The organism is Micromonospora sp. BRA006-A (assembly GCF_033433935.1).
In the GTDB taxonomy this organism is placed as follows: Bacteria; Actinomycetota; Actinomycetes; order Mycobacteriales; family Micromonosporaceae; genus Micromonospora; species Micromonospora aurantiaca.
Genome location: NZ_JANCLW010000001.1, coordinates 1,118,635 through 1,138,056, shown reverse-complemented (window position 1 = coordinate 1,138,056; position 19,422 = coordinate 1,118,635). Strand labels below are relative to the sequence as shown.

Here is a 19,422-nt window from a genome sequence, read left to right as displayed (position 1 = left end):
CTTGCTCCTGTTCACAGCAAACGTCAAGCTGATCCGGGTAACGTCACCCGGCTCGACATCCGCCGGACTCCCCCGTACGCGAGAAGGACCGGGACGGCCGCGCGGCGGCCGACCCCGGTCCCTCCGGGAGCGTGGAACTCAGTAGCGGTAGTGGTCCGACTTGAACGGGCCCTCCGGGGAGACGCCCAGGTAGGCGGCCTGCTCCTTGGTCAGCGTGGTCAGCTTCGCGCCGAGCGCGTCCAGGTGCAGCCGGGCGACCTTCTCGTCCAGGTGCTTGGGCAGCACGTAGACGCCGATCGGGTATTCGTCGGTCTTGGTGAACAGCTCGATCTGGGCGATCGTCTGGTTGGCGAACGAGTTCGACATCACGAAGCTCGGGTGGCCGGTGGCGTTGCCCAGGTTCAGCAGGCGGCCCTCGGACAGCACGATGATGGCGTGGCCGTCGTCGAAGCGCCACACGTCGACCTGCGGCTTGATGTTCTCCCGGGTCACGTCGCTGCGCTTGGCCAGGCCGGCCATGTCGATCTCGTTGTCGAAGTGGCCGATGTTGCCCACGATGGCCTGGTGCTTCATCCGGGCCATGTGCTCGTTGGTGATGACGTCGAAGCAGCCGGTCGCGGTGATGAAGATGTCGGCCTGCTCCACCACGTCGTCGAGCGTGGCGACCTGGTAGCCGTCCATCGCCGCCTGGAGCGCGCAGATCGGGTCGACCTCGGTCACCACGACCCGGGCACCCTGGCCGCGCAGCGACTCGGCGCAGCCCTTGCCCACGTCGCCGTAGCCCATGACGACGGCCATCTTGCCGCCGATCAGCACGTCGGTGGCGCGGTTGATGCCGTCGATGAGCGAGTGGCGGCAGCCGTACTTGTTGTCGAACTTGCTCTTGGTCACCGAGTCGTTGACGTTGATGGCCGGGAAGAGCAGCGTGCCGGCGCGGTGCATCTCGTAGAGCCGGTGCACGCCGGTGGTGGTCTCCTCGGTGACGCCCTTGATGCCGGCGGCGATCCGGGTCCAGCGCTGACCGTCCTCGGCCAGCGAGCGGTGCAGCAGTTCGAGGATGACCGCGTACTCCTCGGAGTCGGCGGACTCGACCGGCGGCACGACGCCGGCCTTCTCGAACTCGGCGCCCTTGTGGACGAGCAGGGTGGCGTCGCCGCCGTCGTCGAGGATCATGTTCGGGCCCTGCCCGTCCGGCCAGTTGAGCACCTGCTCGGTGCACCACCAGTATTCCGGCAGCGTCTCGCCCTTCCAGGCGTAGACCGGCACGCCCGCAGGGGCCTCCGGGGTGCCCTCGGGACCGACCACGATCGCCGCGGCGGCGTGGTCCTGGGTGGAGAAGATGTTGCAGGACGCCCAGCGGACCTGCGCGCCGAGCGCGACCAGGGTCTCGATCAGGACGGCGGTCTGAACGGTCATGTGCAGCGAGCCGGTGATGCGGGCGCCGGCCAGCGGCTGGGCCTCGGCGAACTCACGCCGGATCGCCATCAGGCCGGGCATCTCGTGCTCGGCGAGCCGGATCTCCTTGCGCCCGAACGCGGCGAGCGACAGATCCGCCACCTTGTAGTCGCCCTCGGCGAGGGTGCTCGGCCGGGCCTGCGACGACGCGCCGCTGGAGGCCGCCGGGAGGGTGCTGGTCATGGAAGCTCCTGTCGAACGATGGTGGTGCGCAGCCTTCCACCTTACGCTCGCGGACCACTCGACCCGTGCCCGGTTGGCCGACCGCGCAATCGGCCGGTCGGCGGACAGCGCACGGGGCGGTCGGTCGTGAGCGGACTCTCCACTCACGGCCCGGCCGCCCCGCGCATCCCCCCGGTTTGGTTCCCCCGCACGTCACCGGACCTTCGTCGCGACAACGCTGCGTACCCATAGAGTCACACCACGCAGGGTGACCGTCAAGCCGTTTCGGGAAAGTCGGACTTGTCCGGGTCAGTGCATGCCGCAAGTGGCGACGAACGCCTCGCCCGCCCCGCTCACCGCCAGCGGGCCACCGGCCGCCGTACCCACAGCGGACTGACCTGCGTCCAGCGTCACCGACCCCACGCCGTCGTCGACGGTCAGCTTCCCGGCCCGGCAGAGCACCACCCGCGGCCCGGGCAGCGTCAGCCGCACACCCGCCGACCCGGCGGCCACCTCGACCCGGTGCAGCGCGAAGTCCTCCACCGGCACCGGCCAGGTCAGCACGCCCGGCTCCACCTGCTCCGGCCGCAGCACCGGCCGGGTCAACACCTCGAACCGGAGCACCCGCAGCAACTCGTCCACGTCGACCCGCTTCGCGGTGAACCCGCCGCGCAGCACGTTGTCGCTGGCCGCCATGATCTCCACGCCGGTACCGCGCAGGTAGGCGTGCAGGTTCCCGGCCGGCATCCAGATGCCTTCGCCGGGCGCCAGCCGGACATGATGCAGCAGCAACGCCACCACCACGCCCGGGTCGGCCGGATAGCCGGCCGCCAGCGCGCGGACCAGTTCGGCGTCCGCCGAGGCCGGCCCGGCCTCCGCCGCCGCCAGCACGGCCGCCACCAGCCCGGCGCGCTCCGCCTGCGGCCAGCTCAACAGCAGGCGGACCGCCTCCCGCAGCCCCGTCGGCCCGTCCCGCAACGCCGCCACCACAGGTTCCAGCGCGGGTACGCCGAACGCGGCGATCGCCTCCGCCGACTCCCCGGGGTCGCGGAAGCCGCACAGCGCGTCGAACTCGGAGAGCGCCACCAGCAGCTCCGGCTTGTGGTACGGGTCCACGTAGTTGACCCGCTCTACGTCGGCGGCGTGCCCGGTGCGGGCCTGCTCGGCGTCCGGATGCGCCTGGAGACTCAGCGGCGAGTCGGCGGCGAGCACCTTCAGCAGGAACGGCAGCCGGGTGCCGAACCGGCCGACCAGCCGCTCACCCAGCCAGTGGCCCGGCTCGGCCACAAGCAGGTCGGTGAGGCTGACCGGCCGGCCGTCGCGCTGCACAGTGGCCGGGGCGCCCGGGTGGGCGCCCAGCCACAGCTCCGCCTCCGGCCCGTTGCTCGGCACCGGCCGCCCCTGCAACTCGGCGATCGCGGTGCGCGAGCCCCAGGCGTAGTCACGGATCCGGCCCTGCAACAACTCCATCGGTCAGCTCCCGGGCCGCCCGGCGACCTCGTCGGCCGCGTGCGTCCCGCCGGTGGTCACGGCCTCCGGAACGGCGGTGTCCGCCGCCTGCCCGGTGCCGGCCTGCTCGGCGGCGGGCGAGTAGATGTCCGGCTCCAGGTAGATCACCCGGGCCGTCGGCACCTCACGCCGGATCCGCGCCTCGACGGCGTTGATGTCGCGGGCCAGGTCGTGGGCGGTCTCCCAGGCCGGCACCGCGATCTTCGCGGCCACCATCAGCTCCTCCGGGCCGAGGTAGAGCGTCTTCATGTGGATGATCCGCTCGACCTCGGGACCGTTCGTCACGGCCTGCTCGATCTTGTTCAGTTCGCTCTGCTCGGCGCCCTCGCCGAGCAGCAGGCTCTTGGTCTCGATCGCCAGCGTGATCGCGATGATCACCAGCAGCACGCCGATCATCGCGGTGCCCGCGGCGTCCCACATGCCGTTGCCGGTGATCAGCGTCATGCCGACGCCGAACAGCGCGAAGACCAGACCGACCAGGGCGCCGAAGTCCTCCAGCAGCACCACAGGCAGCTCCGGTGCCTTGGCGCGACGGATGAACCGGACCCAGGTCTGGTTGCCCCGGACCAGGTTCGACTCCTTGATGGCGGTACGGAAGGAGAAGCTCTCCATCACGATCGCCGCCACGAGCACCGCCACCGGCACCCAGTGCCAGTTCTCGATCGGGTGCGGGTCGGACGCCTTGTGGTACGCCTCGTAGAGCGCGAACAGGCCACCGATGCTGAACAGCACGATCGCCACGATGAAGGCGTAGATGTAGCGCTCCCGGCCGTACCCGAACGGGTGCTGCGGCGTGGCCTGCCGCTTGGCCCGCCGGCCGCCGATCAGCAGCAGGCCCTGGTTACCCGAGTCGGCCACCGAGTGGATCGACTCGGCCAGCATCGACGACGAGCCGGTGAGGGCGAACGCGATGAACTTGGTGACGGCGATGCCGAGGTTCGCCGCCAGGGCGGCGACGATCGCCTTCGTGCCCCCGTTTGCGCTCATTCCCCGCCTCGCTCGATGCCCCGTGTGCTCACTGGTTGGCCAGCTCCTTCATCTCCGTGATGGCCGGTACCGCCATCGGGTCCAGCCCGTGTGCCAGGGCCAGGTAGATCGAGGCGAAGTCGGGGACCGCCACCAGCGACGCGAGCCGCTCCAGCGCGGAGCCGCCCTCGGCGGTCACCACGTCGCAGCGCACGCCGCGCCGCTCGGCGAGCGTCTGCACCGCGTCCGCGCGGCGCTCCTCGACCGCCAGCGGCTCGTCGGTGTCGTCGTCGGCGTTGAGCCCGCCGTCGCGCAGCAGCACCAGCCGCAGCCGGGTGCCGTCGGGCTCGTCGTCGCCCGGGTCGGCGAAGATGTCCCGCTCGCCCTCGGCCAGGCCGCCGAACACCCCGTCGAGCAGACCGACGCGGCCCCGGCCCGCCTCGCCGAGCGCGCCGGCGACCACCGGGTAGCGGGCGTTCGCGGACAGCGTGTCACCGAACCGCCGGGCGGCCACGGTGGCCAGCGGGGACGAACCCCACACGATCGGGATCGAACCGGACAGGCCCAGCGCCAGCGACTTCGCCGGGTTGACGAAGGACTCGGCGGTCGGGCGGCATCGATCGGCGTCGGCGTCCAGCCGGGCCGCCGTCTCGGCCAGATCCGCCTCGTTGACCTTCACGAGCCCGAGGGTACGGGCGGCCAGCAGAACCGGCACGGTGAGCGCCCAGAGGCTGGCCCGGGCCGGCGCGCGCCGGGGCACCGGGATGAACGGCGCCCGGGCCCGCTCCGCCACGGACTGGAGTTGCGAGTCGGGCGCGCCGACAGCGACCAGCCGGGCGCCGCGCCGGTGCGCCGCCTCGGCCGCGCCCAGCGCCTCCGGGCTGCGACCGGACGCGCTCACCGCGATGACCACGTCCGCCGCGCCCACCCAGCCCGGCACGCCGGCGCTGCGGTGCGGGATGACCGGCACCGGGCAGCGCGGCCCGGCGACGGTGGCCAGCACGTCACCGGTACGCCCGGCGGTGCCGATGCCGGCGATGACCACCGCGCGGGGTCGTCCGTCGTCGGCGAGCACTGTCAGATTCGCCTCGGCGGCCAGCGCCGCCGACTCGCGCACCTGCGCGCCGGCGGACGCGGTGAACCGGAGCATGCCGCCCGGATCCCGCTCGGAGAGCTGCGCCGCGTCGTCCAGCAGGGCCTCGTCCGCGTGCCGGTGGCCGCTGACCCCGGCCGTACCCTCCATCACCGCGACGACCCGCCCCGCGCGTCGTCGGCGGCGGGTCCACCACGCGCCTCGTCCAGCAGGAGCACCGGGACGTCGTCCCGGACCTCGAAGATGCGACCGCACTCGGTGCAGGTGAGCGTCTGCGCCTGCGCGTCGTAGTCGAGCGGGGCGTGGTGCGTGTCCGGGCAGGCGAGGATGTCGAGCAACTGCGGGTCCAGGGCCACGGCGCGGCTCCTTCCACGTATGCGGTCTCACCGGTCGGCGGTGCCGATCGGCGCACGCGATCTTATCGGCCGAGCGGCCCCGGCACCGGGCCCCGTTCGGCCCCGGTGTTCCGTCCTCCGGTCGGGCAGGTGGCGGCCACCGGGTCACGGCGCGACCACCCACCGTCACGGTAACCCCGGGAGCGGGTCGGGTTCCGGCTCAGTCCGGCAAGCGGGGCAAGACGCTCGTCGCGTCCCCGGCGGGCGGGGCCGGTGGCGTCGGGGCGGACGCGGGCGCGCCGTACACGTTGCCGGCCGGGCGGGGCGGCGTCGCGTCCCCGTACAGCGTGGGGGCCGGTCCGGGCGTGCCGGAGCGGTAGGTGGTGGTGCTGCGCGGCAGCGGGACCGGCGGGAGGCCGGTGTCCGCGCCGCCACCGCTGCGGTCGGCGCGGTTGCGGCGCAGCAGCAGGACGATGAGGGCGGCGCCGACCAGCACCAGCCCGATACCGAACCACATGATCATGGAACCTCCGAACGACGAGTCGTCGGCCGCGGCGGTGGCCGGGGCGACGGCGGCGGCGACCGGCGACGTGTCGGTCGCCTCGGCCGCCGTGGTCTCGCTCGCGCTGGGCGTCGGCGAGGGCTTACGGGACGGGGTGGGACTCGGCGACGGCGCGCCCACCAGCCGGGCCGACCCGCCGGCCCGGCCGAGCACGTCGCCGTTCGCGGCGCTCGCCTCACCGGCCAGCTCCAGCCGGCCGCCGACGGCCCCGGCCAGGAAGGACACCCGGTATCGCACGGTGACGCCCTTGCCCTTGCACAGCGGCCGGTCGACAGGCGCCACCGCGGCGGTGGCGACGGCACCGCCGTTCCCGGAGACCTGCACCGGCATCCATCGGCCGCCGGACGCCACCTGCACCCGGACCTGGTCGGCCCGCAGGCCCTCCAGCCGGAGCCCGACGGCGGTACGCAACTGCACGCAGCCGTCCGTCCGCTTGCGCACCTCGACCGCCACCGTCCCGGGCGGGCCACCGGCGGTGAAGCTCTTCGCCGCGCGCAGTCCCACCCGGTCGTCCCGGGCCGACGCCGGTGACGCCGGGACGGCGATCAGGCCACCCAGCAGCGCGCCGACCATGGCCCACCGCGCCGCGTGCCGCCCTGCCGACATCTCCACCTCACCGTTGCGTCCGGACCGGATCCGCCGGTCAGGTTACTACCGGCCCCTCCGGGCACCCGCGCATCGAGCACGCCACATGTGTGCAGCGCCACGCGATCACCGCCCGCCCAGGTCACCGCCCGACGCGCCTGCATCGGCGAGCGCCCGCCGGCACAGCCGGTCGGCCGTACGGGTGGTCTCCGGCAGCCGGTACCGGGGCGTCAGAGCCAGTACCCGCTGCACCGCGTCGTCCAACCCCATCCGGTGTCCCACGCTCACGAAGACCGGCCGGACACCGTCCTGAGTCCGCAGTACCCGCCCGACCACCTCGCCCTCGTCGCACAGGTCGGCACTGTCACCACGCGCGGGACCGGGACCCGTCCACGAGCCGACGAGCGGAGTCTTGCCCACCCCGATCGTCGGCAGCCCGGTCACCAGGCCCAGGTGACAGGCCAGCCCGAACCGGCGCGGGTGCGCCAGCCCGTGCCCGTCACAGACCAGCAGCTCGGGACGGACGGTGAGCCGGTCCAGCGCGGCGAGCAACGCCGGCATCTCGCGGAACGCGAACAGCCCCGGCACGTACGGGAAGGCGGGCCGCCCCACGCACACCGCCTCGTCCACCACGTCGAGGGTGGCCGCGTCGAGGACCGTGACGGCCGCCGCGAGCAGGTCACCGTCCTGCGCGTACGCCACGTCCAGGCCGGCCACCGTCGCGGGCGCGGCAGGACCGGGCCCGACCAGGTCCGCCCGGAACCGCAACTCCTCCTGTACGCGTCGCGCCTCCGCCACGTCGGCGGGCGGCACGTAGGGCACGGGTGTGCCGTCGGTGGAGGGCATGGCGTTCCCGGTCGTTGTCAGGAGGCGATGGTGGGGTCGGCGGCGGGGTCGCCGGCCTGCTGGAGCTGCTCCTCGAACATCACGAAGGTCCGCCGCCGGACGCCCCGGATCAGCGCCTGCTCCTCGGGCGTCGGGTACCGGCGTTCCTGCTGGAGCGTGTCCTCTATCGCCCGGACGGTTTCGTAGAGCGCGAAGATCGGCCCGTCGCCCTGGAGGTAGAGGCTTCTCTCAAGCTCGGTGAGCTGCACGAACTCTTCCGGCGAGACCTCATAGATCTCGTCGCCGCCCTCGAACAGCACCTTATCGATAAGGTTGTTGGCCTCGCGCCAGCCCCCAGTGTCCTTGGACAACCTCCAGCCGGCCACGCCCCCGTCTGCGGTTTCGACCAACTTCAAGGGAGAGTCGAAATAGTTGAAGAACTTGGGCAGCGTCAAGCCCTCCGCCGGCCTCACTGCGTCGGCACCTCCCCGATGCTCTCCTCCGCCTTGCTCCCGTAGGTACTTTGCGCTCGCCGGAGGAGTCCGTCACGGATGGCGCGTTCTGTCTGTGTCAACGGCCTGCCTTCACTCTCGGACAGCGCTTCTAGGTCGCGTCGGATTTCGTACAGCGCATGTTCCCATTCCGCGGCCTCCTCGATCCCAGCGAGCTGCAGTCGAAGTTCTGCCATATGGCCGTTCGACATCCGAAGGTTGAGTAAGAGGTCCCGGTAGCCGCTGTCCTGTGGATCGAGGAACCGGTCCTTGATATGAAGGATCACCACATCCGGGTCGACTGCCAGCCGTCCGAGTGCCTGGTAGAAAGCATCGAGCGTGTCGAATTGCACTCTGGCGCCCGCCAAGTCCTTGAGCTTTGACGCGTCGTTCTCGTACTCGATCAGCTTGTCCAGAACGCGGTCCCGATTCTTGGGTTCCCTCCTCCAATCTGGGCTGCCTTGGTCGCCAGCCAGCGCAACAGCAAGCGCATTCAACTCCGGTTGGGCTGCCGCCGCGTCCGCGTACAGCCGATCGACGTAGGCGAGGCGATACACCTCATCATCTCGTCGGGCTCTATCGAATCCGAGCTGCAACCGCCGTTGGCCGCGCCTCCCAACTCGCTCGCCGAGTTCCCGCTGCTCTTCGCTGATAGGCGTCGGCTGGGGCTTCAGTGGCTTCGGAGCGATGACCGCCTCGGCCCCTCGGATGGCAATGTCGGTCATGACTTCGCCGAGTACGTCGATGGCCTGCTTGTGGCTGGCCAGGTGATACAGGGTCAGCGGCCGGGCGGTGAGCGAGTTGGCGAGTTCCGGTGTCGTCAGGATCATCCGGACCAGGTCGGGCCGCTCCGCGAGCTGCCGCACCAGCGTCTCGGCCAGCAACTCCTCGCGTCGCGGCGGCGCCTCCCAGCTCTGGTCGAGCATCCGCTGCACGCGCGGGTCGGCGAACAACCGGGCGAGGTCGGCCGCACCGCTCTCGTCCAGCCCCGGTACGAGCCGCCGCAACGTCGGCACATCCGCGTGCTGCGCCAACTCGACTGGTGTCACCCCGGCGGCGAAGGCGGCGTCGAGGTTCCCGCTCTCCGCCAGCGCGTCGCGCACGTAGAGCCCGGCGGCGATCCGGGCGGCGTGTGCCTGCCGGTGGTCCTCGCGTACCCGGTCGGGTTCCGGCTCGACGGGCGGCGCACTGCCCGGCATCGGTCCGTCGGCGCGGCGGTGGATGGTCGTGGACTCGCCGAGCAGATGGACGTGGTTGAAATCCGGGACGGGGCCGTCGGCGATCGGCGGCGGGGCCGGCGGCCGTGGCGGCGCCGGGCGGGGCAGCGGCTCCGGCAGGACGTTGTAGGTGCCGGGCGGGCGGCCGGCGAGCGGCATCGGGCGGCCGTCGGGGCCGAGCACCAGAGCGTCGACGCCGACCACGTTGCCGCGGGCCGGACGGCCGCTGTGGTGGTAGATCGGCCGGTCCGCCACGTCGCCCGTCTGCGGGTCGAGGAAGAGGATGGTGCCGTTCTGGTTCAACGCCACCCACGCGTGCGATCCGCCGCCCTCGAAGCTGGTGATGAGGAACGCGTAACTGCCGTGGCCGCCTGATGCGAGCTGCGCGTACAGGTCCCGGTAACCGGCGTCCACCAACAGCTGCCGCTCCCGGCCGCTGACACCGGGCCGGTCCGGCGGGCAGAGGTTCTGGAATCGGCCGCCGGTCGTCTGCTCGACGCGAAGCGGCCCGTCCGCCTCCCCGCCCACCGGCCGGTTCACGTCGCCGTTCAGGTAGCCGTCGAACGTTCGCGGCGCCGCGACGCGCGGCCGTCCGTGAACCCAGGTCTCGAACAGCGACAGCGTGCAGTCGAGGCAGTTGATCCCCCGGGTGGCATCGGCCGCCGGGCCGCCGTCGTTCGCGAGGCGGAACCATCTGCCGCGGCGAGGATCGGCGGTACGGGTCACGCTGCCGTCGGGGTTGCGGGGCATCTGCCGTTCGAGGTCGGTCTGGTGCAGCGCCAGCGGAGGCCGGAGTCCTCCCCGGCGGCCGTAGGGCCGGGATCTGTCGATCGGCTCGGGGTGCCCGTGACCGGTGAGCGCCGAGTGGTCGGCCGTATCCACCGCGCCGACGGCCAGGTCCGCCACGTCGTCGTTGATGCGGTAGAAGTCGAGGTCGTCCTCGACCATCACCTCCCGCGGCAGACGCTGGCCGGCACGGACCGCCTCCACCTCGTCGACGGCTCGGTAATGCAGGCGCTCTCGCCGTCGGCCCTCCCACACGTGCCTGTCGGCGAGCTCGTGCCGCCCGGCTTGGCGCAGTTCGTGGGCCTGCATGAGGAGCCAACGCGCCGCCTCGTAATGCTGTTCGGCGAGATCACGCAGCTCCTTGATCTGCGCTTCCCGTCTGTTCTCCTCGTGTAAGGCACGCTGGGACTGCAGATAGCCCTGGTAGCGCCGCCGGTCCAGACCCTCCCGATCGGCCTTAAGCCGCGCGGCGCGCTCCTCGGCGGTCTCACGAGGCCACCCCTGGACGTGGGGCGGGCCCGGGTGGGGCCCTGGGGAGTCGGTAGGAGGGCGATGCGGAGCCAAGGACTCCAGCAGCGGAAAACGGGGGTTCGGCCCCGGTCGGTGCTCGGGCCCGACGGCCGGCGCTCCCGGATGCGGCCCCGCCTGCGGGTTGACCGGTGAGACCGGAGGCGGTCCCGCCTGACCTCCGTTGCTGAGGGGGGCGGCGCGGTCCGCCGTTGGTGGCGGCGCGACCCGCGGGTGGTCGGCAGGCGGTGCAGGGAGTGTCGTCGGTGCGGCTGCCGCCTGGATCGGGTTGGTCGAGGACGGCGTGGGGTGGTCGATCGGCGTCGCCACCGGACCCGCGCCGTTGTGGACTCCGGGCGCGGTCGATGGGGGCGTGGCGACGGGCGCGTCCGTGATCACCGAGGACAAGGTGGGGCTCGTGGTGACGGTCGGACGTGCCACGTCGTGCGGGACGACGTCGCCGAGCGGCGTCGTCGTGGGGTCCGGCGCCGGGCGGGGCAGGTCCACGGCGAGTGGGTGCGGACCGGCGGCATGGGGCGTGACGTGTGCGGGTGTCGCGGGAACGGCGCCGGCGACCGTGTCGCCGCCCTGGACGATCGGCTCGGCGACCCGCTGGGCCGGGATCAGCCCGACGGGATCGGCGGCGACCGGCACGTCCAGGCCGACCGGGGACACCGTCAACCCGCTCAGCTGCCCGTCGAGGCGGCGTTGCAGTGCCGAATCCGCCTGGTTGGTGGCGGACCCGCTGGCCCCGGAGGCAGCGGCGCGCGCCAGATCCTCGAGCGACGGCCCTTGGCCGGTCGCCAGACCCGCGGCGGTCTCGGCGAGCGTCTCCCCGCCCATCTCCCGCCCGAACCGCTCGGCGATCTCCGCGAACGGCCCGTTGGCGTGCCGGCCCAGCCCGGCCAGTGGCGCGACCGCGCCGCCGGCGAATCCGCCGAGAGCCGACGTGCTCACGTCGGTCAGGTCGAGGCCGTCCCGCCGGCCGGTGGAGTTCTGGTACGCCTGCGTGCCGAGGCTGGTGCCCGCCTCCTGACCGGCCTCCAGCAGGCCGCCGATCGCGGCCCGCCGGGCCAGCTTGCGGGCACCGGACTTGGCCGCCTCCTTCGCGGCCCGTTCGCCCGCCTCCTTGAGGCTCTGCTTGACCGCCTTGCGGGCGAGCTGAGCCACCAGCCGCTTGAAGATCTGCTGCACCACGACCCGCGTGGCGGTGATCGCGGCGGCCGCCGCCGGTGAGGCGGCGCCCAGGGTGAGCACCGTCGCGACGGCCAGGGACAGCAACTCGACGACCAGGATGCCCAGCTCGATCCAGGCTTCGAGCTTCGCGCCCTCGATGTCGCAGCCGCAGGAGTCGACCAGACGGGCCAGCTCGCCGGTGGCCCCGACCAGGACGTGCAGTGGCGCGTCCTCACCCTCGGCGAGCTTGTGCCACGCCGTGTCGAACGCGCCGGCGACCAGGCCGACTCCCCCGTACCCGCTCTTCACCTCGCCGGCGGCGGTGATCGCGTCGTCGCGCGGACGGGTCAGGACGCCTGCCACGCCGTACCACTGGTCGGCCAGGTTCCAGACGGCGCGCTCGTCGCCCTCCGGCCATTCGACGCCGACCACCCAGTCGAGCGCCTCGTAGATCCAGCCGGGCAGATCCCACGGGCAGAAGTCGAGCGGGTGCGGGATCGGGCTGGGCAGCATGCTCACGCGCGGGTCCTCCGGTGGTCAGCGCCGGGGCCGATGGGGGTTGTGCCCTTGCTGCGGGATCGTCCCGAGGTCACGGGCGTTGCTGAGGTCCGTCTCCACGGTGGCCGTGACCGAGCGGACGACGTCCGAGCCGAGCACCTCCAGTGACCGGCCGAGAAGCTCCCACGCGCGCAGCAGCGTCTCGGCGTAGCCCTGGTAGTGCTTGTCGAACGCGGCGCCGATGTCGTCGCGGCCCCAGGGCCGCTGGGCGCTCGCGGCGGCGATCGGCTCGCCCGTCTCCCGCCGGGCCGCACTCACCGCCCGCCCCGACAGCGCCAGGTCGGCGCCGCCGCGGCGGGCCCGGTCCGGGTCCAGCCAGATCTCTCCCCCGGCCACCTCTCACTCGCCGCGGGCCAGCACGGAGTCGGCCCGGCCGAGCAGCGCGCCGAAGTCATGGGTACGCAGGAACTCGACCGACGGCGAGCCCGGCGGCAGGTAGCCGGCGACGAGTTCGCGGGTGGCTGTGGTCGCCGCGGTGGAGGCGCGCAGCACGGTCTCGGTGATCTTCCGGCTCAACGCCCGGGCGTCTCGGTCGTGGAACGCCGCCGGGCTCACCTCGACGCTGATCAGCTCGCCTCGCGCGCCGACGACCGCGGTCACCTGACCGTCGTCGGAGCGTTCGGTGACCCGCAGGCCGGCCAGCTTGGTCTGGAGTTCGTCCAGACCGGACCGCAAGCGCTGGTATTGGCCGTACACCTCGTCGAATCGCGCGCGTAGTGCACGGTTCGCATCCCGGTCCGCACTCTCGGCCACCGTCGCTCCCCTTCCGTCACCGTGGGTAGGGCCGACCATACCGGGTGCCACGAAATCCGTGGGGTCCGGTAATTTCAGGTGGTGATCGAGCGACAGCAGGCCGAGCAGATCGCCTCGGTGTGGGCCCGGCGGGACTCCGACCGCCTCGGTTTTCCCTGCACGCCGGAGGTCGAGGAGTTCGACCTGGGCTACGTGGTGAGTTCCGTCGTGTCCACCGAGGCCCGGGCGCTCCCCGGCGACCTGCCGACCACTGTGATCGACAAGGAGACCGGCGAGGTGTCCACGTGGCCGCGGGTGCCGGCCGCGGCGGTCGAGCGGATGTACCGGCAGCGGCGTCCGGCCGAACCGCGCCCGCCGCGTACCGTCGATCCGGCCGCCCAACTGCTGCGTGAGCTGACCCGCCTGCCCACGCCCGGCGCGGCGGCGCACCTCACTGTCGACGGCCGGCAGCACGTCGCGCAGGGCGCGAAGGGCGAGATCGAGGTACGCCACCACCCGCTGGTGCGGTCCTATCTGGACGAGCTACCGGCAGGGCATCTGGTACGCGGTGGGGAGCGGCACGCCGAGATGATCGTCGTCTCCGACGCGTTGTACGAGCACGACCACCGCCGCGCCGCCGAAGGTCTGCCGCCGCTGTCCATCGAGGACGCCCGCGACCTGCTCGGCAGCAGCCGGATCGAGGTCTATCGCAGTCGTGAGCCGGGCGATCCGCAGGGCGGACAAGCGGATCTTCCCTGCGACTCGTGCGTCCGGTTCCTGGTGCGTTTCGCGGTACTGCCGTGGTCCGATCTCGCCTTCGTGGAGGAATGGCGCCCGGAGCCGCGCGAGGTCATTCAACCCGGGCGGTTTCCCGACGAGGTCGCCCACGCCCTCATGGACGGCGGCTGGCAGATCAGCATGTTCAACGAGGCACTCGCGATGGGCGCGATGACCGAGACGAAGGCGGTCGCGGGACAGCATCACCGGCACGAGGCGTTCCCCGCCGCCGGGTCGGCGCTCACCGCGTTCCCGGCCGTCCTGAGCCGACGGCGCGGGCCCGGCGAGCAGGTCTGGATCAGCCGGTTCACCACGAATCCGCTCCGGGCCGCGCACACCGCCGACTCCCTCGCCGACTTCGCCGCCGTCCTGGGCGCCCGCCTGTTCCCGCTCGGCAGCGAACGTCAGGAGAGCATCCTCGCGGTCGACGAGCACGGCCGGATCTTCGCCCTCGACCAGGCCGGCGAGTGGTTCCTCGGCGCCGACATCGACGCCGCCCTCACCACCCTGCTGCTCGGCCGCGCCCCCGCCCGGGTCCGCGACGACGGCACCTGGTGAGGCCGCAGGCGGTCAGAGGGCCACGCCGGTCAGCACCGTGACACGCGGCTCGGTGTAGTCGTCCATCGCGCTGCGCAGCCCTTCGCGTCCGACGCCGGAGCCCTTCATCCCGCCGTACGGCATCTGGTCGGCCCGGTACGACGGCACGTCCCCGACGATCACGCCGCCGACCTCGAGCGTGCGGGCGGCGTCGAACGCCACGTCGAGCCGGTGGGTGAAGACGCCGGCCTGGAGGCCGTACGCGGAGTCGTTGACGGCGGCGAACGCGGCCCGGTCGTCGGCGACCGGGGCGACCACCAGCACCGGTCCGAACACCTCTTCGGCGCACACCTTCGCGTCGGCGGGTACGCCGCTGAGCACTGTGGGCGGGTAGGTGGCGCCGTCGCGCCGCCCGCCGGCCTCGATGACGGCGCCGGCCGCGACCGCCTCGTCCACCCAGGTCTCGACGCGCTGCGCCGCCTCGACCGACACCAGCGGGCCGACGTCGGTCAGCTCGGAGCGCGGGTCGCCGGTACGCAGCGCCTGCACCGCCGCGACGAGCCGGGGCAGGAAGCCGTCGTAGAGCCATTCGTGCACGTAGACCCGCTGCACGGCGATGCACGACTGCCCGGCCTGGTAGTTGGAGAACGTGGCGATGCGGTGCGCGGCGAAGGTCAGGTCCTCGTCCGCCGCCCAGTCCTCGCAGATGACCGCCGCGGCGTTGCCGCCGAGTTCCAGCGTGACGTGCTTGTCCGGCGCGGCCCGGCGGATGGCCGCGCCGACCGGTCCGGAGCCGGTGAACGACACCACCGGTAGCCGGGGGTCGGTGACCAGTTCGGCGGCGCGCTCGTTCGGCAGCGGCAGCACCGAGAACATGCCCTCGGGCAGGTCGGTCTCGGCCAGGATCTCGCCGAGCAGCAGCGCGGTGAGAGGGGTGGCCGGGGCGGGCTTGACCACGATCGGGGTGCCGACGGCGAGCGCCGGGGCGACCTTGTGGGCGACCAGGTTGAGCGGGAAGTTGAACGGGGTGATGCCGAGCACCGGGCCGCGCGGCACGCGCCGGACCAGGGCGATCCGCCCGGTGGCGGCGGGGTCGGTGTCGAGCCGTTGCAACTCGCCGGAGAAGCGGCGGGCCTCCTCGGCGGCCCAGCGGAACGTGGAGATCGCACGCCCGACCTCGACCTTCGCCCATTTGACCGGCTTGCCGTTCTCGGCGGTGATCAGCGCGGCGACCTCGTCGGCCCGCTCGGCGAGCCGGCGGGAGACGTGGTCCAGGGCGGCCGCGCGGGCATGCGCGGGCAGGGCCGCGGCCTCCGCGGCCACCCGGGCGGCACCCGCGACTGCGGCTTCGACCTGGTCGGCCGTGGCGAGCGTGGTACGCCCCACCGGCTGCCCGTCGTACGGGTGGGTGACTGTCAGCTCGTCCTCGCCGTGGGCGGGGCGACCGGCGACGTAGAAGGCTCTCGGCTCCACGACCGGCAGCCTAGACCACAGGTGCTCACGCGGAAACAGTTGCTCAAACCCTTGTCTGCCTCGGATTTAGTAGCCAAGATGGCAGTCAGATTGCGATAACCTCCGCTGACCCTCCCCCCGGCCACCTTCTCGGAGACTTCTGATGAGCGACCAGCAGCAGCTGCGCAACTTCGTCGACGGCGAGTACGTCGACCCGGTGGACGGCGGCTACGCCGACCTGATCGACCCGTGCACCGGCGAGGTCTTCGCCCAGGCCCCGGTCTCCGGTGCGGCGGACGTGGACGCGGCGATGAAGGCCGCCTCCGCCGCGTTCGAGACCTGGCGGGACGCCACGCCGGCCGAGCGGCAGCGGGCGCTGCTGAAGTTCGCCGACGCGGTGGAGTCGCGGGCCGCGGAGCTGGTCGACGCTGAAGTGCGCAACACCGGCAAGCCCCGGCAGCTCACCGCCGACGAGGAACTGCCGCCCGCGGTGGACGAGCTGCGCTTCTTCGCCGGGGCGGCCCGCCTGCTGGAGGGGCGCTCGGCCGGTGAGTACATGGCCGGGCACACCTCGTACGTGCGGCGCGAGCCGATCGGCGTCTGCGCCCAGGTGACGCCCTGGAACTACCCGCTGATGATGGCGGTCTGGAAGATCGCCCCGGCGCTGGCGGCGGGTAACACGGTGGTGCTGAAGCCGTCGGACACCACGCCGGTGTCGACGCTGCTGCTGGCCGAGATCGCCGCCGAGCACCTGCCCCGGGGCGTGTTCAACGTGGTCTGCGGCGACCGCGACACCGGCCGTACGCTGGTGTCCCACCCGACCCCGCAGCTCGTGTCGATCACCGGCTCGACCCGCGCGGGCATGGAGGTCGCCGCCGCGGCGGCGCCGGACCTGAAGCGGACGCACCTGGAGCTGGGCGGCAAGGCCCCGGTGGTGATCTTCGACGACGCGGACGTGGCGGCGGCGGCCGAGGCGATCGCGATGGGCGGCTACTTCAACGCCGGTCAGGACTGCACGGCTGCGACCCGTGTGCTCACCGGTCCGGGCATCCACGAGGACTTCGTGGCCGCGCTGACCGAGCAGGCCCGCAACACCCGCACCGGCGCGCCGGACGACGCCGACGTGCTCTACGGCCCGCTGAACAACGCCAACCAGCTCGCCCGGGTGAGCGGCTTCGTGGACCGCCTGCCGGACCACGCGAACGTCACCACCGGCGGATCGCGGGTCGGCGAGCGCGGCTTCTTCTACGCCCCGACAGTGGTCTCCGGCGTACGCCAGACCGACGAGATCATCCAGGACGAGGTGTTCGGGCCGGTCATCACCGTGCAGCGCTTCTCCGGCGAGGACGAGGCGGTGCGCTGGGCCAACGGCGTGGAGTACGGCCTGTCCGCCTCGGTGTGGACGCGCGACCACGGCCGGGCCATGCGGATGACGCGTCGGCTGGACTTCGGCTGCGTCTGGGTGAACACGCACATCCCGTTCGTCTCGGAGATGCCGCACGGCGGCTTCAAGCACTCCGGCCACGGCAAGGACCTGTCGGTCTACAGCCTGGAGGACTACACCCGGGTCAAGCACGTCATGCACAACATCGAGGGCTGATCGGCGATGGCCACCAGCGATGAGCTGCACAAGCGCCGGGTCGAGGCGGTGGCGCGGGGCGTGGGCAGCACGATTCCCGCGTACGTGGACCGGGCGGGCGGCGGCACGATCACCGACGTGGACGGGCGGGAGTGGATCGACTTCGCGGCCGGCATCGCGGTCACCAACGTGGGTAACTCCGCGCCGCGGGTGGTCGAGGCGGTACGCGCGCAGGTCGAACGCTTCACCCACACCTGCTTCATGGTCGCGCCGTACGAGTCGTACGTGGCGGTCTGCGAGCAGCTCAACGCACTGACCCCGGGCGGCTTCGAGAAGCGCTCGGCGTTGTTCAACTCCGGCGCCGAGGCGGTGGAGAACGCGGTGAAGATCGCCCGGCACGCGACCGGGCGGCCCGCGGTGGTGGTGTTCGACCACGCGTACCACGGCCGGACCAACCTGACCATGGCGCTGACCGCGAAGAACATGCCGTACAAGCACCGGTTCGGGCCGTTCGCCGGTGAGGTCTACCGGGTACCGATGTCGTACCCGCTGCGCGACGGCGGGCTGGACGGCGTCACTGCGGCGGCCCGGTCGATCGAGATGATCGAGAAGCAGGTGGGCGCGGAGAACGTGGCCGCGCTGCTGATCGAGCCGATCCAGGGCGAGGGCGGTTTCGTCGTACCCGCTGAGGGTTTCCTGCCGGCGCTGCGCGAGTGGGCGACGGCGGCCGGGGTGGTGTTCGTCGCCGACGAGATCCAGACCGGTTTCTGCCGCACCGGCGACTGGTTCGCCTGCGAGCACGAGGGCGTCGAGCCGGACCTGATCACCCTGGCGAAGGGCATCGCGGGCGGCCTGCCGCTGGCGGCAGTGACCGGCCGGGCGGAGCTGATGGACGCGGTGCACGTCGGCGGTCTCGGCGGCACGTACGGCGGCAACCCGATCGCCTGCGCCGCCGCGCTCGCGGCGATGGAGACGATGCGGGAGCTGGACCTGGCCGCCGCCGCGCGCCGGATCGGCGCGGTGATGGGTGAGCGGCTGCGCGCGATCGCCGCCGGTGACCCGCGAGTGGCAGAGGTACGCGGCCGCGGCGCGATGCTCGCGGTGGAGATCGTGGCGCCGGGCACGCTGACCCCGGACCCGGCCGCCACGGCGGCGATCTCGGCTGCCTGCCACGCGGCCGGGCTGCTCACGCTGACCTGCGGCACCTACGGCAACGTGCTGCGGTTCCTGCCTCCGCTCGTCATCTCCGACGACGAGCTGGGCCGGGGACTGGACATCCTGGCGGCCGCCTTCGGCTGACCCCGGACGTGGAACACCATGGGCCCGATCTCCCCCAGGACCGGCCCATGGTGTTCCGCCCGGAGGGTCAGCGGAGCAGCTCCACAGTGTTGCGCCGGACCAGGTTCTTGCCGGGTTCCCGGATCGCGTCCATGGCCGCCGTGTTCAGCAGCACGCAACTACCGGACGGACCGGTCACCGTCACGGTCACCACCTTGTTGTTGTCGAGGTTCGTCACCCGCAGCCGGGTGCCGAGCGGGAACTGGCCGCTGGTGGCGGCCGGTGCCCCGCCCTCGGCGAAGAACGTGAGCGCGCCGGAGCAGACGCTGCCGCCGATCGGCTGCGCCGCGCCCGGCCGGGTCTCACCCGGCTGCGCGCCGGGTGCCGGGGCGCCGCCGCCGTCGAGGCGTTCCACCACGTTGCGGCGGACGACGTTCTTGCCCGGCTCGCGTACCAGGTCCATGGCGGCGGTGTTCAGCAGCACGCAGCTCCCGGACGGCCCGGTCACCGTCACCGTGGTCACCTTGCGGTTGTCCAGGTTCGTCACCCGCAGCCGGGTGCCCACCGGGAACCTGTCGCTGGTCGCGGCCGGCGGTCCGCCCTCGGCCGAGAAGGTCACCGACCCGGCACAGACCGATCGCGCGGCCGGCGCGGTGTCCGCGAAACCGAGTCCGGTGCCCACCGAGACCGCCACCGTGGCGGTCACCGCCACAGTCGCCGCCAGCACGTGCTTGCGCTGCACCCTCACGTTCTCTCCCGTCGTCGCTGTCGTTCGACGCGTGGTACGGACGGGAGGGCCGGACCGTTCACCCGGATCGGTGGACTACAGCGGACCGTAAC

16 protein-coding genes are annotated in these 19,422 nt (G+C 72.5%); 3 read left to right on the top strand and 13 right to left on the bottom strand.

The genetic code is table 11. The features are described 5' to 3' along the window. Window positions 1-138: 138 nt before the first annotated feature. From ahcY to NMK34_RS05575, 11 genes are all read right to left on the bottom strand, one after another. Window positions 139-1,638: an adenosylhomocysteinase gene (ahcY, locus tag NMK34_RS05625; RefSeq protein WP_318332491.1), complete on the bottom strand. Its 1,500-nt coding sequence runs from the start codon at window positions 1,636-1,638 to the stop codon at window positions 139-141. A gap of 288 nt (window positions 1,639-1,926) precedes the next feature. After that, window positions 1,927-3,087, bottom strand: coding sequence for a mannose-6-phosphate isomerase, class I (manA, locus tag NMK34_RS05620; protein ID WP_318332490.1), 1,161 nt, complete (start codon window positions 3,085-3,087; stop codon window positions 1,927-1,929). A gap of 3 nt (window positions 3,088-3,090) precedes the next feature. After that, window positions 3,091-4,113, bottom strand: coding sequence for a cation diffusion facilitator family transporter (locus NMK34_RS05615; RefSeq protein ID WP_318332489.1), 1,023 nt, complete (start codon window positions 4,111-4,113; stop codon window positions 3,091-3,093). A 28-nt stretch (window positions 4,114-4,141) separates the two neighbouring features. Continuing rightward, a complete protein-coding gene (locus NMK34_RS05610) occupies window positions 4,142-5,338 on the bottom strand; it encodes an SIS domain-containing protein (RefSeq protein WP_262012440.1) in 1,197 nt (398 codons plus the stop codon). After that, the gene (locus NMK34_RS05605) at window positions 5,335-5,541 is read right to left on the bottom strand and encodes a Trm112 family protein (protein WP_013284195.1); all 207 of its coding nucleotides are present in this window, start codon (window positions 5,539-5,541) and stop codon (window positions 5,335-5,337) included. The genes NMK34_RS05610 and NMK34_RS05605 overlap by 4 nt, the downstream gene beginning before the upstream one ends. A 199-nt stretch (window positions 5,542-5,740) precedes the next feature. Beyond that, the gene (locus NMK34_RS05600) at window positions 5,741-6,688 is read right to left on the bottom strand and encodes a hypothetical protein (RefSeq protein ID WP_318332488.1); all 948 of its coding nucleotides are present in this window, start codon (window positions 6,686-6,688) and stop codon (window positions 5,741-5,743) included. Window positions 6,689-6,793: 105 nt separating this feature from the next. Continuing rightward, window positions 6,794-7,513: a deoxyribonuclease V gene (gene nfi / locus NMK34_RS05595; protein ID WP_318332487.1), complete on the bottom strand. Its 720-nt coding sequence runs from the start codon at window positions 7,511-7,513 to the stop codon at window positions 6,794-6,796. A 17-nt stretch (window positions 7,514-7,530) separates the two neighbouring features. After that, the gene (locus NMK34_RS05590; protein ID WP_318332486.1) at window positions 7,531-7,965 is read right to left on the bottom strand and encodes a hypothetical protein; all 435 of its coding nucleotides are present in this window, start codon (window positions 7,963-7,965) and stop codon (window positions 7,531-7,533) included. After that, window positions 7,962-12,182, bottom strand: coding sequence for a toxin glutamine deamidase domain-containing protein (locus NMK34_RS05585; protein ID WP_318336280.1), 4,221 nt, complete (start codon window positions 12,180-12,182; stop codon window positions 7,962-7,964). The genes NMK34_RS05590 and NMK34_RS05585 overlap by 4 nt, the downstream gene beginning before the upstream one ends. A 24-nt stretch (window positions 12,183-12,206) precedes the next feature. Beyond that, entirely contained in the window at window positions 12,207-12,563 is a 357-nt protein-coding gene (locus NMK34_RS05580; RefSeq protein WP_135243437.1) for a hypothetical protein, read from the bottom strand. Between the two features lie 3 nt (window positions 12,564-12,566). Then, complete coding sequence (locus tag NMK34_RS05575; RefSeq protein WP_318332485.1) at window positions 12,567-12,980, bottom strand: YbaB/EbfC family nucleoid-associated protein; 414 nt, start codon at window positions 12,978-12,980, stop codon at window positions 12,567-12,569. A gap of 78 nt (window positions 12,981-13,058) precedes the next feature. On the opposite strand from NMK34_RS05575, the gene NMK34_RS05570 reads away from it, so the two are divergent. After that, window positions 13,059-14,294, top strand: a complete 1,236-nt coding sequence (locus NMK34_RS05570; RefSeq protein WP_412098853.1) for a YwqJ-related putative deaminase — start codon at window positions 13,059-13,061, stop codon at window positions 14,292-14,294. A gap of 12 nt (window positions 14,295-14,306) precedes the next feature. On the opposite strand, the gene NMK34_RS05565 is transcribed toward NMK34_RS05570, so the two are convergent. Then, a complete protein-coding gene (locus tag NMK34_RS05565; RefSeq protein WP_318332483.1) occupies window positions 14,307-15,746 on the bottom strand; it encodes an aldehyde dehydrogenase family protein in 1,440 nt (479 codons plus the stop codon). A 142-nt stretch (window positions 15,747-15,888) separates the two neighbouring features. Here NMK34_RS05565 and NMK34_RS05560 point away from each other — a divergent pair, with 142 nt between their 5' ends. Both NMK34_RS05560 and gabT read left to right on the top strand, forming a co-directional pair. Continuing rightward, entirely contained in the window at window positions 15,889-17,325 is a 1,437-nt protein-coding gene (locus NMK34_RS05560) for a gamma-aminobutyraldehyde dehydrogenase (RefSeq protein ID WP_318332482.1), read from the top strand. A gap of 6 nt (window positions 17,326-17,331) precedes the next feature. Next, the gene (gabT, locus tag NMK34_RS05555; protein WP_318332481.1) at window positions 17,332-18,603 is read left to right on the top strand and encodes a 4-aminobutyrate--2-oxoglutarate transaminase; all 1,272 of its coding nucleotides are present in this window, start codon (window positions 17,332-17,334) and stop codon (window positions 18,601-18,603) included. Between the two features lie 67 nt (window positions 18,604-18,670). Here gabT and NMK34_RS05550 read toward each other — a convergent pair whose 3' ends face one another. Further along, window positions 18,671-19,330, bottom strand: a complete 660-nt coding sequence (locus NMK34_RS05550) for a hypothetical protein (protein ID WP_318332480.1) — start codon at window positions 19,328-19,330, stop codon at window positions 18,671-18,673. Window positions 19,331-19,422: the final 92 nt, after the last annotated feature.

Bases quoted from the DNA above. Each gene is read 5' to 3' on its own strand.
- ahcY (WP_318332491.1), bottom strand. From the start codon at position 1,638: ATGACCAGCACCCTCCCGGCGGCCTCCAGCGGCGCGTCGTCGCAGGCC.
- manA (WP_318332490.1), bottom strand. From the start codon at position 3,087: ATGGAGTTGTTGCAGGGCCGGATCCGTGACTACGCCTGGGGCTCGCGC.
- NMK34_RS05615 (WP_318332489.1), bottom strand. From the start codon at position 4,113: ATGAGCGCAAACGGGGGCACGAAGGCGATCGTCGCCGCCCTGGCGGCG.
- NMK34_RS05600 (WP_318332488.1), bottom strand. From the start codon at position 6,688: ATGTCGGCAGGGCGGCACGCGGCGCGGTGGGCCATGGTCGGCGCGCTG.
- nfi (WP_318332487.1), bottom strand. From the start codon at position 7,513: ATGCCCTCCACCGACGGCACACCCGTGCCCTACGTGCCGCCCGCCGAC.
- NMK34_RS05585 (WP_318336280.1), bottom strand. From the start codon at position 12,182: ATGCTGCCCAGCCCGATCCCGCACCCGCTCGACTTCTGCCCGTGGGAT.
- NMK34_RS05560 (WP_318332482.1), top strand. From the start codon at position 15,889: ATGAGCGACCAGCAGCAGCTGCGCAACTTCGTCGACGGCGAGTACGTC.
- gabT (WP_318332481.1), top strand. From the start codon at position 17,332: ATGGCCACCAGCGATGAGCTGCACAAGCGCCGGGTCGAGGCGGTGGCG.